Source organism: Musicola keenii (assembly GCF_014855505.1).
GTDB classification, from domain to species: Bacteria; Pseudomonadota; Gammaproteobacteria; order Enterobacterales; family Enterobacteriaceae; genus Musicola; species Musicola paradisiaca.
This window is the reverse complement of sequence record NZ_JAAWVW010000034.1, coordinates 1-13,980: the sequence shown is the minus strand read 5'-3', so window position 1 is coordinate 13,980 and position 13,980 is coordinate 1. Positions and strand designations below refer to the sequence as shown.

Annotated in this window: 10 protein-coding genes, 2 tRNA genes and 2 pseudogenes; 10 read left to right on the top strand and 4 right to left on the bottom strand. The window is 53.2% G+C overall.

All coding sequences use genetic code 11. The features are described from left to right. A partial coding sequence (locus HEP82_RS19335) for an IS3 family transposase (RefSeq protein ID WP_192459537.1) occupies nucleotides 1-202 on the top strand: 202 nt, incomplete at its 5' end. A gap of 249 nt (nucleotides 203-451) precedes the next feature. On the opposite strand, the pseudogene HEP82_RS19330 reads toward HEP82_RS19335, so the two are convergent. The 3 genes and pseudogenes from HEP82_RS19330 to HEP82_RS19320 form a co-directional block, all read right to left on the bottom strand. After that, nucleotides 452-1,435 (bottom strand): annotated as a pseudogene (locus tag HEP82_RS19330) (tyrosine-type recombinase/integrase); the annotation flags it as partial. Nucleotides 1,436-1,598: 163 nt separating this feature from the next. Further along, nucleotides 1,599-1,674 (bottom strand) — tRNA-Asn (locus HEP82_RS19325). 221 nt (nucleotides 1,675-1,895) lie between these two features. Next, entirely contained in the window at nucleotides 1,896-2,801 is a 906-nt protein-coding gene (locus tag HEP82_RS19320; protein ID WP_192459536.1) for a LysR family transcriptional regulator, read from the bottom strand. Between the two features lie 151 nt (nucleotides 2,802-2,952). Here HEP82_RS19320 and HEP82_RS19315 point away from each other — a divergent pair, with 151 nt between their 5' ends. The 8 genes and pseudogenes from HEP82_RS19315 to HEP82_RS19280 all read left to right on the top strand — a co-directional run. Beyond that, nucleotides 2,953-4,497 carry an ABC transporter substrate-binding protein gene (locus tag HEP82_RS19315; RefSeq protein ID WP_192459535.1) on the top strand — a complete coding sequence of 515 codons (1,545 nt, stop codon included), beginning with the start codon at nucleotides 2,953-2,955 and terminating at the stop codon, nucleotides 4,495-4,497. 279 nt (nucleotides 4,498-4,776) lie between these two features. Then, a complete protein-coding gene (locus HEP82_RS19310) occupies nucleotides 4,777-5,661 on the top strand; it encodes a dihydrodipicolinate synthase family protein (RefSeq protein WP_192459534.1) in 885 nt (294 codons plus the stop codon). Next, nucleotides 5,658-6,608, top strand: coding sequence for a nucleoside hydrolase (locus HEP82_RS19305; RefSeq protein WP_192459533.1), 951 nt, complete (start codon nucleotides 5,658-5,660; stop codon nucleotides 6,606-6,608). The genes HEP82_RS19310 and HEP82_RS19305 overlap by 4 nt, the downstream gene beginning before the upstream one ends. Beyond that, a complete protein-coding gene (locus tag HEP82_RS19300; protein ID WP_192459532.1) occupies nucleotides 6,605-7,558 on the top strand; it encodes a nucleoside hydrolase in 954 nt (317 codons plus the stop codon). The genes HEP82_RS19305 and HEP82_RS19300 overlap by 4 nt, the downstream gene beginning before the upstream one ends. A gap of 9 nt (nucleotides 7,559-7,567) precedes the next feature. Next, the gene (locus HEP82_RS19295; protein WP_192459531.1) at nucleotides 7,568-8,539 is read left to right on the top strand and encodes an ABC transporter permease; all 972 of its coding nucleotides are present in this window, start codon (nucleotides 7,568-7,570) and stop codon (nucleotides 8,537-8,539) included. A gap of 3 nt (nucleotides 8,540-8,542) precedes the next feature. Then, entirely contained in the window at nucleotides 8,543-9,451 is a 909-nt protein-coding gene (locus HEP82_RS19290; RefSeq protein WP_192459530.1) for an ABC transporter permease, read from the top strand. A gap of 3 nt (nucleotides 9,452-9,454) precedes the next feature. Further along, a complete protein-coding gene (locus tag HEP82_RS19285) occupies nucleotides 9,455-11,248 on the top strand; it encodes an ABC transporter ATP-binding protein (protein ID WP_192459529.1) in 1,794 nt (597 codons plus the stop codon). A gap of 388 nt (nucleotides 11,249-11,636) precedes the next feature. Further along, nucleotides 11,637-11,903, top strand: a pseudogene (locus tag HEP82_RS19280) (LysR family transcriptional regulator); the annotation flags it as partial. 75 nt (nucleotides 11,904-11,978) lie between these two features. Here HEP82_RS19280 and cycA read toward each other — a convergent pair. Next, the gene (cycA, locus tag HEP82_RS19275; protein ID WP_192459528.1) at nucleotides 11,979-13,400 is read right to left on the bottom strand and encodes a D-serine/D-alanine/glycine transporter; all 1,422 of its coding nucleotides are present in this window, start codon (nucleotides 13,398-13,400) and stop codon (nucleotides 11,979-11,981) included. A gap of 360 nt (nucleotides 13,401-13,760) precedes the next feature. Between cycA and HEP82_RS19270 the strand changes: the two genes are divergently transcribed. Next, nucleotides 13,761-13,836, top strand: a tRNA-Lys gene (locus HEP82_RS19270). Nucleotides 13,837-13,980 lie beyond the last annotated feature (144 nt).

Genomic DNA, 13,980 nt, shown 5'->3' with positions numbered 1-13,980 from the left:
GCGCTTCTTCCGTAGCCTGAAGACAGAATGGGTACCGACAGATGGCTACCGTGACAAACATGAAGCACAGAAGCAGATTAGTCTTTATATATTGAGCTATTACAACAGTGTCAGACCCCATTATTATAATGGAGGACTGACACCGGAAGAATCGGAAAATAGATATCGTTCTTACCGTAAAACCGTGGCCAATTTTACTTGACCACTACACATCTCGGTCAGGTACAGGTATCACGTCAGATAAACGAGCGTTACTCAGCAGATATCAGCCCTAATGGCGTCCGTTACATCTTGCTGCGCGAAAATATGAATACGACGGCCCTTCGGTTAGCCAAAGTGGAATCGCTATCTAATACCACAAAAGACTTTACCTGAATCGAAGGGCGTTGATAGTGTGATAACGACAAAATCGCCCGGTAATTATTCCGTCAGTATCCCTTGGTAATCACAGTAGTGCCTTGTTGACAGTGTTTTCGCACATTGGCTTATACGGATTATGATCACCGGGAAATATTAGTTCCTGATGCCCAGAGATTTCCCGTATCTGTTTCAGAATAGTGATGGACTGACGGGAGAGGGGAACGATATGCGGCGTGCGCATTTTGGCACCACGCCCGGAATAACGCACACCCGGGATTGCTTCGCGAGTAGCGGGAATGGTCCAAATTTTATTTCTGAAATCGATCTCAGGCCAACGGGCAAAACGCAATTCGCTGGAACGGATGAACAGGTGCAAGGTGAGTGAGACTGCCAAACGGGTTAATTCACGTCCTTGCTTGTAGTCCTTAATGCGGGTTAACAGCTCTGGTAGTTGTTCCAACGGAAGGGCAGGGTAGTGGCGTTTAACGGGAGGGGCGATAATACCGTCCAGATTTGCCGCTGGGTTGTGCTCTATTAATTCCTGATGTACGGCATGACGCATGATGTTGCACATATGCTGTCGGGTTCGTGCCGCCACTTCCAGCAAACCTTTTTTCTCCATCCCTTTCAGCAGGTCGATGAAGTGGCGAGTTTTCAGTTCTGTGACTGGCAGGTGTCCAATTATCGGGAAGATATGGTTATTCATGCTGGTGAGCAGACGGGCGGCGTGGTTCTCTGCCCAGGTTCGGTTGCGCTTATGCCAGTCCAGCGCTACGTCCTGGAAGGATTGTTCTGGTGAGCAGAGCGCTTTTTCAGCCGCCCGCTGGTGTGCGGGGTTGATATTCTGCGCCAGCAATTTGCGGATACCGTCACGCTGCTGACGCACATCGCTCAGAGATACATCAGGGTGGGCACCTAAGCCGAGGCGGGATTCTTTTTTATTGATGCGATATTTGAGATACCAGAGGCGTGAACCGCCTGGATTAACTAAAAGGTACAGACCGTGAGAATCGGAAACTTTGAAGGGTTTTGCGGAGGGTTTTACGTTGCGGATTTTCGCGTCGCTAAGGGACATATGGGGGTCACTCCATTATCGAACCAACTTGACCCCAAATCTGACCACCAAATTCTCCCGATGCGGAGGGAAAAGCGGGCATACATCGAAAAGGGTTTTGATGCTATCGCGTTGGATATAAAAGCAAAAAGCAGATGCCTTTCGACATCTGCTTTTTTGAATTTGGCTCCTCTGACTGGACTCGAACCAGTGACATACGGATTAACAGTCCGCCGTTCTACCGACTGAACTACAGAGGAATCGGTGAAGTGGGGCGCATGATAACGGTGGGGATGTTGTATGTCAAAGGGGTAAACCGCATTTTGCGTCTGTTTGCTAACAGAATATCCAAATTGATGGTTTTGCGATGTTTATCGGTCAACTCTCTACCGGATGGCGAATAGTTTTCCTCTACCTGATGACGTCAATCGGAGGGCGTGCCCTCCCGGATTTAGACGCGATGTTTTCGTTCTTGTCCGGTTTAGTGGTCGATACCGCTGACTGGCGTGGCAATCAGCATTTTCATCCGCTGAATGAGGGTGTCGATCAATTGGCTACGGGCGCTTTGCGGCGGGAAAATAGCCAGATAGGCGATATCCATACGGGGCAGAAGCGGTTTGATCAGCAGATTGGCACTGCTGGTCTGCGCGGTGATGAGGTCGACGATACCGATGCCCAGCCCTGCGGCGGCCATAGAGCAGCAATGACGCAAGGCGGTTTCCACCGGGTGTTTCAGCTCCAGCCCTTCGCGTACGACGGCCTTGAGGATCTGATCGTGCAGTATGGTCTTTCTGCCCGGTAGGATCGGACGATAGCGAATCAGGTCCATCAGGGTGATCTGCGGCGCATCGGCCAGTTCGTGCTGTGGAGAAATCACCGCCACGGCGTGAGCGGTGCCAATCATTTCCGCATGGAGCCCTTTGACGGTAGGTGTACCGTTGATGAAACCGACGTCGTACTGGTTGCTCATCACCATTTCCGTAATGGTGAGCGTACTTTCCACATCCATAAACAGAGAAATTTCGGGATAGTCGTGCAGCAGTGGCGGAAAGAGGTACTCGGCGCACAGGCTGGAGAGTGAAGAAACGGCGCCGATACGCAGGATACTGCCTTTGGCTTGGCGGATGTCGTCGGCAATCCGGGTAATATGGTCAATTCCAAGATAAAGTCGTTCAATTTCGCGAAACAATTTGAGCGCTTCGTCACGGGGTACCAGACCCCGTCCATCCCGCTCAAACAACTTTAAATTCAACCCATATTCAAAATCTTTAATCAATCTGCTGACAGCAGGTTGCGTAATATTCATCATATTAGCTGCCTGCGTGATACCACCGGTAAGAATCACTTTATGAAAAGCATCAATTTGTCTGAGGTTGATTCGACCCATAGATGTTACCAAGTATAATATTTATTTATGAGTTACGTATAAAATACAATTTTTCATCACATAAACCAACTCGTAGACTCAGGATATCAGCCATAGCCGTTAGTGACACGCCGACATACCTGAGATAACGACAGCAATTAAAGGATAGAGTATGAAAGGAACAGTGTTATTTGCCAGTCTGTTTGCCCTGATGCCTCTGGCGCAAGCCGCAGATTTAACAATCGGCCTCGCGTCTTTTACTACCTCGATGGATCCGCAGTTCTATGTCGGGGGGGCGAACAGCGCCATGGCACGAAATATTTTCGACGGTCTGGTCAATCAGAATGAAAAGCAGCAGATTACGCCAGCACTGGCTGTGTCATGGAAAGCATTGAACGATACCACCTGGCAATTCAAACTGCGGCCGAATGTGAAGTTTCATGATGGCAGCGCTTTTACGGCAGACGATGTGGTCGCCAGTGTGAAGCGCGTGGCGCTGGCATCGAAGAATAGCCCCAGTTCATACGCACCTTACGTGGCGGATATCGTCGATATTAAGGCTATCGACCCGTTGACGGTGGAGATTCACACCCAAACGCCGTCGGCATTATTGCTGAATAACCTCAGCCGTATCGCCATCATGCCATCGCGTCTGGCCGAGGTACCGACCGAGACGCTGAACAGTGGGAAAGAGGTGATCGGCACCGGGCCGTTCAAATTCGTGTCCTATGCGCCGGATGACAAGGTCGTGTTGCAGCGCAACGACGACTACTGGGGCGGCAAACCTGACTGGGATACGGTGACGTTGCGTCTGGTGAAGAACAATGGCGCTCGTGTAGCGGCACTGTTGTCCGGCGATGTGGATTTGATTGAAAGCGTACCGACGGCGGATAAAAGCAATATCGCCAAACAATCCAGTCTGACGACGATCTCTGTGCCGGGTAATCGTATTCTTTATCTGCATCCGGATCAGGATCGTGACATTTCCCCGTTTGCGCAGGGGGAGGATGGCAAAAATCCACTGCGCAAAGTAGAGGTGCGTCAGGCGATGTCGCTGGCGATCAACCGTGATGCCATTGTGCAACGCATTCTGGATGGGCAAGGGTTATCGTCTTCGCAATTGGTACCACAGGGGTATCAGGGGTATTCCCGGCAGATAGGCGCACCAGTGTATGACCCGGCTAAAGCGAAACAGATGCTGGCACAGTCGGGTTATCCCAACGGTTTTACGCTGACGTTCCATGCGTCTAATGACCGTTATCCCAACGACGCCAAAATTGCGCAGGCGCTGGGGCAGATGTTCAGCCAGGTGGGCATTAAAACCGAAGTCGTCACTATGCCGGGCAGTGTTTATTTCGCCAAGGCGGCAAAGCGTGAGTTCAGCTTGGTGATGGGCGGCGCAGCGATTGAAACCGGCGAGGCCTCCGGTGTGTTGGGGCCGTTGCTGGAGACGTTTGGGCCGAATGCCGGCCAGGGCAACCGGGGGCGTTATTCGAATGCCGAATTTGACCGGCTGCTGAATCAGGCACGCAGCACCCTTGATGAAGGCCAGCGCGACAAACTGTTGCAGCAGGCTACGGATTTGGCTATGAAAGAGCAGGGCGTGATTCCTCTGCTGTTCCTGTCCAATACCTGGGCGATGAAAAAAGGCTATAGCTATGCCGGTCGTACCGACGGTTATACCTTGCCCTATTTTGTTCACAGTAAGTCGCTGTAAATAGTTCTATAATTATTATTTTTATCAATTAGTTAATTAAAATAAGTGTTGGGTAGGTATAAAAATACGTCATTCCCAACAAACCGTCATAACGATTGGTTGAGATTAAGAGCCTATCCCCGTAGGCGTATGTGTCGCTGGGATATCTGTAGCAGGGTTGTGCTGCATTCGCGCCATGAAGGCAGGCCATCGTCCTACCGGGATAGGCTCTACACCAATCCAGTGCGTATTTTTGCGTTAACACCAGGGTCTTTATAAAAATAATACCGAGGCAGAGAGATGGTTGAATTTAGTGGGGTTTTCCCTTATCTGGTTTCACCGGTGAAAACGGATGGCGAGGTCGATAAGACCGTGCTGACTGAGCTGGTCGAGCATTTGATCGACAGCGGCGTTCATGGGTTGACTCCGTTGGGAAGCACTGGTGAATTCGCCTATCTCAATGCCCGGCAACGTTTTGATATTGTCAGTACCGTGGTTACTGCCGCCAGGGGCCGGGTTCCGGTCATCGCCGGCGTAGCCGCTACCACTATTCAGGATGCCGTGGCTCAGACGGAAGCGTATATCCAACTGGGCGTCGACGGCATCCTGGCTATTCTTGAAGCCTATTTCCCTATTGCCGATGACGGCGTGGAAGCTTACTTTCGCGCTATCGCCGCCGCAGCCCAACCCAGACCGGTGGTGCTGTACACCAACCCCCAGTTTCAGCGTTCGGACTTGAGCCTGCCAGTGATTGAACGGCTCAGTCATGTGACAAATATTAACTACATCAAGGACGCCTCGACCAATACCGGCCGTCTGCTGTCAATTATTGAACGCACGCAGGGACGGATGAGCGTCTTCGCTGCGTCTGCGCATATTCCTGCCTGTGTGATGTTGATCGGCGGCGTCGGATGGATGGCCGGCCCGGCCTGCATCGTACCGAAACAGAGCCTGGCCCTGTATGAGGCGGCTCGACGCGGTGATTGGTCGCAGGCGATGACGCTGCAGCGGCCGCTATGGCGCGTCAACGAAATTTTTGCCCGTTATTCGGTAGCGGCCTGTATCAAAGCCGCGTTACAGCTACAAGGATTTGCGGTCGGCGATCCGCTCCCACCGCAAAAACCGTTGGCGGGAGCCTCGCTGGAGGAGATCGCTGACGTCTTGCGTTCGGTTGGCGCGTTATGACTATTCCGGTGATTATTGACTGCGATCCCGGTATTGATGACGCGATCGCATTGCTGAGCGCCTTCGTTGCGCCTGAGCTGGATATCCGCGGGATCACCGTTGTTAACGGCAATCAGCCGGTAGAGACAACGCTGCGTAATGCGTTGCAGATTGCCGAACTGGGAAAACGTCAGGATATCCCGGTGTGTCGCGGTTGCTGGCAGCCGATGTTGCGCGCGCCCATTCATGGCCAGTTTCACGGTAAAAGCGGGTTGGGCGACTGTGCATTTCCCTCGCCGGTCAAACTGCCGGAAACACAGCATGCCGTTGATTTTTTAATAACTTCCTGCCGTGAGGCGGCCCGCGTAGGCCAGCCGCTAACGTTGTGCGCGCTGGGGCCGCTGACCAATATTGCCAGCGCCTTCTGTATGGCGCCGGATATCGCTGCAGGCATTGCACGTATTGTGCTAATGGGCGGCACCTGCCGTGAGTTAGGCAATCGCACCATGACGTCTGAATTCAATATGCTGGCTGATCCGCATGCGGCGCAGGTGGTGTTCTCGCAAGCAGTGCCGATCACCATGCTGCCGCTGGATGCAACGCATCAGGTGATTCTGACGCCGGATCGAGTGACGGAACTGGTCGCCAATGCCGGTCGTTTACGTCAGGCGTTGGGGCAGCTGATGGCATTCTGGGATCGCAATGACGTCAGGCGCTATGGTTCCCGGGGCGGTCCGTTGCACGACCCGCTGGTGATCGCCTGGTTGTTGAGCCCGACGCTCTTCAGCAGTGAGACGGCGCGGGTGTTTGTCGAACACCAGAGCGAACTTTGTATGGGGCGGACGGTCGTAGACCTGTATGCCAAGTCTGGCGAGTCCGCCAATGTGTCGGTCGTGACCCGCGTGGATGCAGACGGCGTATTCCGGCTGTTCTGCCAGCTTTTCTCCTGTTACGGAAATAAGCAATGACACGCCATCGCATTATTATCGATACCGATCCGGGTGTAGATGACGCCGTCGCATTGTGGCTGGCGTTGGCCTCTCCGGAGTTGGATATTCTCGGCATCACTGTCGTTGCCGGCAACGTGGCGCTTGAAGATACGACGCTGAATGCGAGCCGTATCGTGGCGCTGTCCGGGCGTCGTGATGTCCCGGTTTTCGCCGGTGCGCCGCGGCCGTTGATCGGGCCGCAGCGGTTCGGAAAATATGTGCACATCGGTGCTTTTCGGCCTGAGCTGGTGCCTGCCGAACCGTTAACCTTGCAACAAGAGCATGCCGTCGATTTTATTGTGCGTACTGCGCGTCAGGCGGCTGAGGATCATAATCCGATAACGATTTGCGCTATCGGCCCGATGACCAATCTGGCGCTGGCGTTGATTCAGCACCCGGATGTGGCGAAAGGTATCCGCCAGATTGTCACCATGAGTTGCGCATTTACGGCGTTAGGGCACCGGACGCCGTGGGCGGAATTCAATATCTATGCCGATCCGCATGCGGCGCATCGCGTCTTTTTCAGCGGTATTCCGCTGGTGATCATGCCGCTGGACGTAACGTTCCAGGCATTGCTGACTTCCCGCGAGCTGGCGACGCTGCGCGAATGCGGCGGATTGCCCGGTCAGGCTGTCGCCCGACTGTTTGAAACCTTCGATCGCAGTGATGTTCAACGCCTTGGTCGGGAAGGTGGGCCGGTACATGACGCTGCGGCCATCGCCTGGTTGCTGAAACCGACACTGTTTAGCGGCTGCCGTACTCGTGTCGGCGTAGTGACTGACGGTGAAACCGCCGGACACACTTGGGCGGATTTTCATAACAAACTGAATGCGGAACCGAACGCGACGGTTATGCAGTCTATTGATGAAGCTGGTTTTTTCTCTCTTCTGACACAGGTGATGGCGCGTTACGGTCATTCGCCGGCATAGGAGTATCCGATGGTGGGTTTCCTGCTCAATCGCTTTGGACAGACGCTGATTACCTTGTTGGTGATGTCGGTTCTGGTGTTTAGCGGTGTCTATCTGGTGGGTAATCCGATCGATCTGCTGCTGGGCAGCCATGCTACTCCCGCTGAGCGTGATGCGATTATTCAGGCCTTCGGGCTGGATAAGCCGTTGTGGCAGCAGTATTCCCTGTTTGTTATCCATGCCTTGCAGGGCGATCTGGGCAATTCCTACATCTTTAACCAACCGGCGTTGCACCTGATTTTGCAACGGATGCCCGCCACGCTGGAGCTGGCGCTGGTGGCGTTTGTGGTGGCATTGATCGTCGGTATCCCGTTGGGCATCGTCGCTGGCATGCGCCCGGACGGCTGGATGTCACGCTCCATCATGACCTTCTCCATTCTGGGATTCAGCCTGCCTACATTCTGGATCGGCATGATGATGATCATGCTGTTCAGCGTCAAACTAGGCTGGTTGCCTGCGTCCGGTCGCGGCGCGACGGTAGAGATCGTCGGGGTACCGGTGAGTTTGATGACGCTTGATGGCTGGCAGCACCTGTTGCTGCCGGCCTTCAATCTGGCGCTGTTCAAGATTTCGCTGATTATCCGCTTGACCCGGGCGGGCGTTCAGGAGTGCCTACAACAGGATTATGTCCGGTTTGCGCGCGCTAAAGGGTTGTCCGAGAGCCGCATCCTGCTGGTGCACGTATTGAAGAATACGCTGATCCCGTTAATTACCGTGATTGGTCTGGAGCTGGGCTCCCTCATTGCCTTTGCCGTGGTGACTGAAACTATTTATGCCTGGCCAGGTATGGGGAAATTGATTATCGATTCTATCGCCGTGCTCGACAGGCCGGTGATTCTTGCGTATCTGATGATGACGGTAGTGATGTTCAGCTTGATCAACCTGCTGGTGGATGTGCTCTACGCGCTGTGTGACCCGCGCATTCGTCTGGGAGGGCGGTAAACAATGGCAGACGCTACTGAACTGACGCATGAGCGCTCTCGTTATGGCTCGGTATGGCGGACGTTGCATGCGCTGGCGCGTAACCGTTTTTCCCTGGTAGGAATGGTGGTACTGGCGCTGATTGTGGTGTTGGCGCTGTTGGCACCCTGGTTGTCGCCGCAGAACCCCTACGATTTATCGCAACTGGCGATCATGGATAACCGTCTGCCGCCGGGTTCCACCGGTATGGCCGGGTTGAGTTACTGGTTGGGGACGGATGATCAGGGGCGCGATCTGTTCAGCGCTATTCTCTATGGCACCCGCACCAGTCTGATTGTTGCCATCAGCAGTGCGCTGTTGGCATTGCTGATCGGCATGGCGGTCGGGCTGTTAAGCGCCTGGCGCGGCGGCCGGATAGATGCGTTGTGTATGCGGGTTGTCGATATTCAGCTCAGCTTCCCGCCGATCCTGATTGCGTTGATTCTGTTGGCCGTGCTTGGGCAGGGCGTCGATAAAATTATTCTGGCGCTGGTGATCACCCAGTGGGCCTATTATGCGCGCACGGTGCGCGGGTCAGCGCTGGTGGAGAGTCGCCGCAGTTATGTCGATGCGGCACGCGGCATGGCCTTTTCCGATGTGCGCATTCTGTTCCGGCATGTGCTGCCCAATTGCCTGCCGCCTTTGATCGTGGTTGCGACGATGCGCATCGCCTACGCCATCATGCTGGAGGCGACGCTCTCTTTCCTGGGGATCGGCCTGCCGATTACCGAGCCGTCGCTGGGGTTGTTGATAGCCAATGGTTTTGACTACCTGATGTCTGGCGATTACTGGATTAGTCTGTTTCCCGGCATCATGCTGTTGCTACTGATTGTCGCCATTAATCTGATCGGCGATGCCCTGAGGGATATCCTGAATACCAGACGCGAGGAATAAGGTGTGAGCCAGCCGGTACTTAGCGTGAAACAGCTCAATACAGCCTTCCGGACGCATGGCGAATGGCGGCCGGTCGTGCGCGATTTGTCTTTTGATATCGCAGCGGGAGAGACGCTGGCGTTGGTGGGGGAATCTGGTTCGGGTAAAAGCGTTACCGCGATGTCGATTATGCGTCTACTCGATTCTCAGGCTTGCATCAATGGTAGCGTGCGGTTTGAGGCGCAGGAGCTGTTGTCGCTCTCCGCCGCCCAGATGCAGCATATCCGGGGAAATCAGATCGGGATGGTGTTTCAGGAGCCGATGACCAGCCTCAATCCCGTGCTGACGATCGGGACGCAGATTACCGAAGTGTTGCGGCGTCACCGCGGCATGGATCGCGCCAGCGCCCGGGCAGAAGCGGTGCGATTGCTAGAACGTGTGCGGATCCCGGCTGCTCGTTCCAGGCTGGACGAATACCCCATGAGTTTTTCCGGCGGCATGCGCCAACGGGTGGTGATCGCCATCGCGCTGGCGTGCAAACCCAGACTGTTGATTGTCGACGAGCCTACGACGGCGCTGGATGTGACGATTCAGGCGCAGATTTTGGCGCTGATCAATGCGTTGCAGGAAGAGGAGAATATGTCGATTCTGTTCATTACCCACGATATGGGGGTAGTGGCGGAAGTCGCTGATCGCACGCTGGTGATGTATCGCGGTGAAGGTGTGGAGCTGGCGGAGACCCGGCAACTTTTCCGGCAGCCCCAGCACCCTTATAGTAAACGCCTGTTTTCCGCCGTACCGCGTTTGGGCGCGATGGCGGGTATCCCGCTTCCCCAGCGTTTTGCGTTGTTCGATGTGGCTGAGCCTGCGGAACAAATACCGCAAGTCGATACCGTCATTAACGGGGAGCCGATCCTGTCGGTAAAGAATCTGGTGATGCGGTTCGATGTGAAATCCGGTTGGTTGAAACGGGTGACTGGCCGCATACATGCAGTGGAAGGCGTATCTTTCGATCTCTTTCCCGGAGAAACGTTATCGCTGGTCGGCGAGTCGGGCTGCGGTAAATCTACCACCGGGCGCGCCATTCTACGTCTGACGTCGCCTACCAGCGGCCAGGTAACGATTGGCGGGCGGGATATGTTGATGGCGGATGCGCCGACATTGAAACGGCTGCGGACGCAAGCGCAAATGATCTTCCAGGATCCTTATGAGAGCCTGAATCCCCGATTGAGGGTTGGAGACGCCATCGCCGAACCTATGTTAAGCCACGGGTTGGTGAGTGCCGGACAGGCGCCCGCTCGTGTAGCCGAACTGCTGGAGAACGTCGGTCTTCGTGCCGATATGGCGGAACGTTATCCGCATCAGTTTTCCGGTGGGCAACGGCAGCGGCTCTGTATCGCCCGCGCACTGGCATTGAATCCCCGCCTGATCATTGCCGATGAATCGGTTTCCGCGTTGGATATGACCGTTAAAGCGCAAATCATCAATCTGTTGCTCGATTTGCAGCAGCAGTATGGGCTGGCCTATCTGTTCATCTCTCATGATATGGCGGTGGTTGAGCGCATCAGTCACCGTGTGGCCGTGATGTATCAGGGGGAAATCGTGGAGATTGGCTCACGCCAGTCTATTTTCTGTAATCCGCAGCACCCTTATACCCGGCGCTTGTTGTCGGCCGTCCCCGTCCCAGACCCCGATATGAACATCAAGCGATCGCTGATCCAGGATGAGTTATCCAGTCCATTGCGTCCGGCGGACTTCGAGCCGCCACTACGCCATTATCGGCAGGTGGAAACCGGACATCTGGTAATGATGAATTGAATCAGCGGTGGCCTGTTCTTGATCAGACGTCATTGACGTTCACGCCTTCCATCTGTTTTGCGAACGCCGGCGTTTATTGGCTGCTTTGATGCCGTCGTGTCGGTGGAAAGTCTCTGACGAATAAACTGAAATTTAGCATGGCGCTGTTTGTGGATGCGGTGTTCGTCGCGAGGTGCACTTCCAGATAGCAGATTTTGCACCACTGCGGTGCGTAATAATGCGTCGCTTGAGACGGTGAGTGTCGGGAGGGCGAGGATGCGCTGCCCGATGTCCATTGCTTTTACTTATTTTTAAGCCGGTTAAGGCGATCCCACTATTTTTTTATATCACGTAAATGATCTGGCGCACTTCTTGCTTTTACTTATAGGTAACTATTCGGGAGGTACACATGAATCTGAGACGGCTCAAATATTTCGTGAAAATCGTTGATATCGGCAGCCTTACCCAAGCGGCTGAAATGTTGCATATTGCACAGCCTGCGCTGAGCCAACAAGTCGCCACACTGGAGAGCGAGCTTGAGAAGCAATTGCTGGTGCGCAGTCGTCGTGGCGTAACGCCGACGGAGGCGGGCAAAATTTTGTATTCGCACGCACAGACGATCCTGAATCAGTGTGAGCAAGCCAGACATGCGGTGAACAGTGTACGACAAACCGTTAACGCATGAATTGGATGCGGTCAGCTATTCCTGCGCACATAGCTGACCGCATTGATTTTTTCTCTATGTCATCCATCAAGATGATTTATCGGGTTGCGTCACCATCCGTTTCTTACCCGATTTTATCCAATAAGCGACTGCCAAAACGATGAACCAGAGTGGCGTAACCAGCAATGCCTGCAATGTATCCGGTTGCAAGGTTAGCAATACTAATACGCAGGCAAAAAACGCCAGACAGACCCAGCACATCACTTTCCCCCAAGGCATTTTATACGTTGAGGCGGCATGCAGTTCCGGCCGGGATTTACGGTAGGCCAGATAGGAACAGAGAATCATGCTCCAGATAAACATAAACAGGATGGCGGATACCGTCGTGACCAAAGTGAAGACGGTCATGACATTCGGGATCAGGTAGATCAATACGACGCCAGAAAGCAGGCAAATACAGGAAAACATCAAGCCGGCCGAGGGGACGGCGCGTTTGGAAAGAACACCAAAGCGATGAGGGGCATCCCCTTGTTTAGCCAGGCCGAACAACATGCGGCTGGTGGAGAATACGCCACTGTTGGCAGAAGAAGCTGCGGACGTCGTCACAACAAAATTGATGATGCTGGCTGCTGCAGGCAAACCCACCAGCATGAACATATCCACGAAGGGACTGCGATCGGCGGCGATATGACGCCATGGCGTCACCGACATAATCATGAGCAATGCAAATACATAAAACATGATGACCCGGATGGGGATGGCATTAATGGCGCGAGGTAGTACAACCGTCGGATTTTTAGTTTCTGCTGCGGTAGTGCCTACCAACTCAATGCCGACAAACGCGAAGACTGCTATCTGAAAACCTGCGAAGAACCCGCTGATACCTTTTGGAAACATCCCTTCGTCCTGCCATAGATTGGCAAAAGAAGCCACGAGACCTGTCGGGGATGAGTGATGCATGACAACCAATGTCGCACCGATGGCGATCAGCGCGACGATGGCGATGATTTTTATCATCGCAAACCAGAATTCCATCTCACCGAACAATTTAACCGTCGCCAGGTTGAGCGTCAGTAGCAGCAGTACGCACATTAGAGAACTAACCCATTGAGATAATTCAGGAAACCAGAATTGTGCATAGGCGCTGATGGCGACGACATCGGCTATCCCTGTAACGACCCAGCAGAACCAGTAGGTCCAGCCAGTGAAGAAACCTGCCCACGGACCAAGCAGGTCCGCCGCGAAATCGCTGAAGGATTTATAGTTCAGGTTTGAGAGCAGAATCTCTCCCATTGCTCGCATCACGAAGAACAGCATGAAACCGATGATCATGTAAACGAAGATAATTGATGGCCCCGCCAGACTGATGGTTTTACCTGAGCCCATGAATAAGCCGGTGCCGATAGCACCGCCAATCGCGATAAGCTGGATGTGTCGGTTAGTCAAATTTCGACGTAGCCCGTTATGTTCGGCGCTTTGGGGGGTTTGTGTATGATGTTGGTCTGTCATGTTGTGTGATTTCCTGCTCTATGTTCTCGTTGTCCATTCCTGCAAATAAAAGGATGCCAGTGAAGGTATCAGCTGCAGGAGTATAGACTTTGAATAATTTATTCTTATGGCTGAGTGTGTTTATAATCAGCGGCGAGTGAGACGCAAGTAGTGCGGTGAAAGACGTCAGGTGTAGCGCGGGATGGTTTCGTCTTCCGGCGCTGGAACAACTGGAGCGCTGGGTATAAACAGGACTTATATGGCCGGCAAGCCTAACAAAAATGAGGATATGCAACAATCCTATTTTGATATCCGTATCGGCAAAAAATAATACGAACTGTTTGACAGATGGCATTAATAAGGGAATAATCCGTCCCCGTTGGGTCGTTAGCTCAGTTGGTAGAGCAGTTGACTCTTAATCAATTGGTCATAGGTTCGAGCCCTATACGACCCACCAACACACTTCTTTATTTGTAATATTCTCTTCTTTTTTTTCAAAAATGACTCCTTGTTGTTAACTTACGCTTATTCTCCGCGAATAGATTTTTAGTGTTTGGTTTATTTCAGAATAACTAATTTTATGTAATTAATTTCGTTACCC

Bases quoted from the DNA above. Each gene is read 5' to 3' on its own strand.
- HEP82_RS19320 (WP_192459536.1), bottom strand. From the start codon at position 2,801: ATGGGTCGAATCAACCTCAGACAAATTGATGCTTTTCATAAAGTGATT.
- HEP82_RS19315 (WP_192459535.1), top strand. From the start codon at position 2,953: ATGAAAGGAACAGTGTTATTTGCCAGTCTGTTTGCCCTGATGCCTCTG.
- HEP82_RS19310 (WP_192459534.1), top strand. From the start codon at position 4,777: ATGGTTGAATTTAGTGGGGTTTTCCCTTATCTGGTTTCACCGGTGAAA.
- HEP82_RS19305 (WP_192459533.1), top strand. From the start codon at position 5,658: ATGACTATTCCGGTGATTATTGACTGCGATCCCGGTATTGATGACGCG.
- HEP82_RS19300 (WP_192459532.1), top strand. From the start codon at position 6,605: ATGACACGCCATCGCATTATTATCGATACCGATCCGGGTGTAGATGAC.
- HEP82_RS19295 (WP_192459531.1), top strand. From the start codon at position 7,568: ATGGTGGGTTTCCTGCTCAATCGCTTTGGACAGACGCTGATTACCTTG.
- HEP82_RS19290 (WP_192459530.1), top strand. From the start codon at position 8,543: ATGGCAGACGCTACTGAACTGACGCATGAGCGCTCTCGTTATGGCTCG.
- cycA (WP_192459528.1), bottom strand. From the start codon at position 13,400: ATGACAGACCAACATCATACACAAACCCCCCAAAGCGCCGAACATAAC.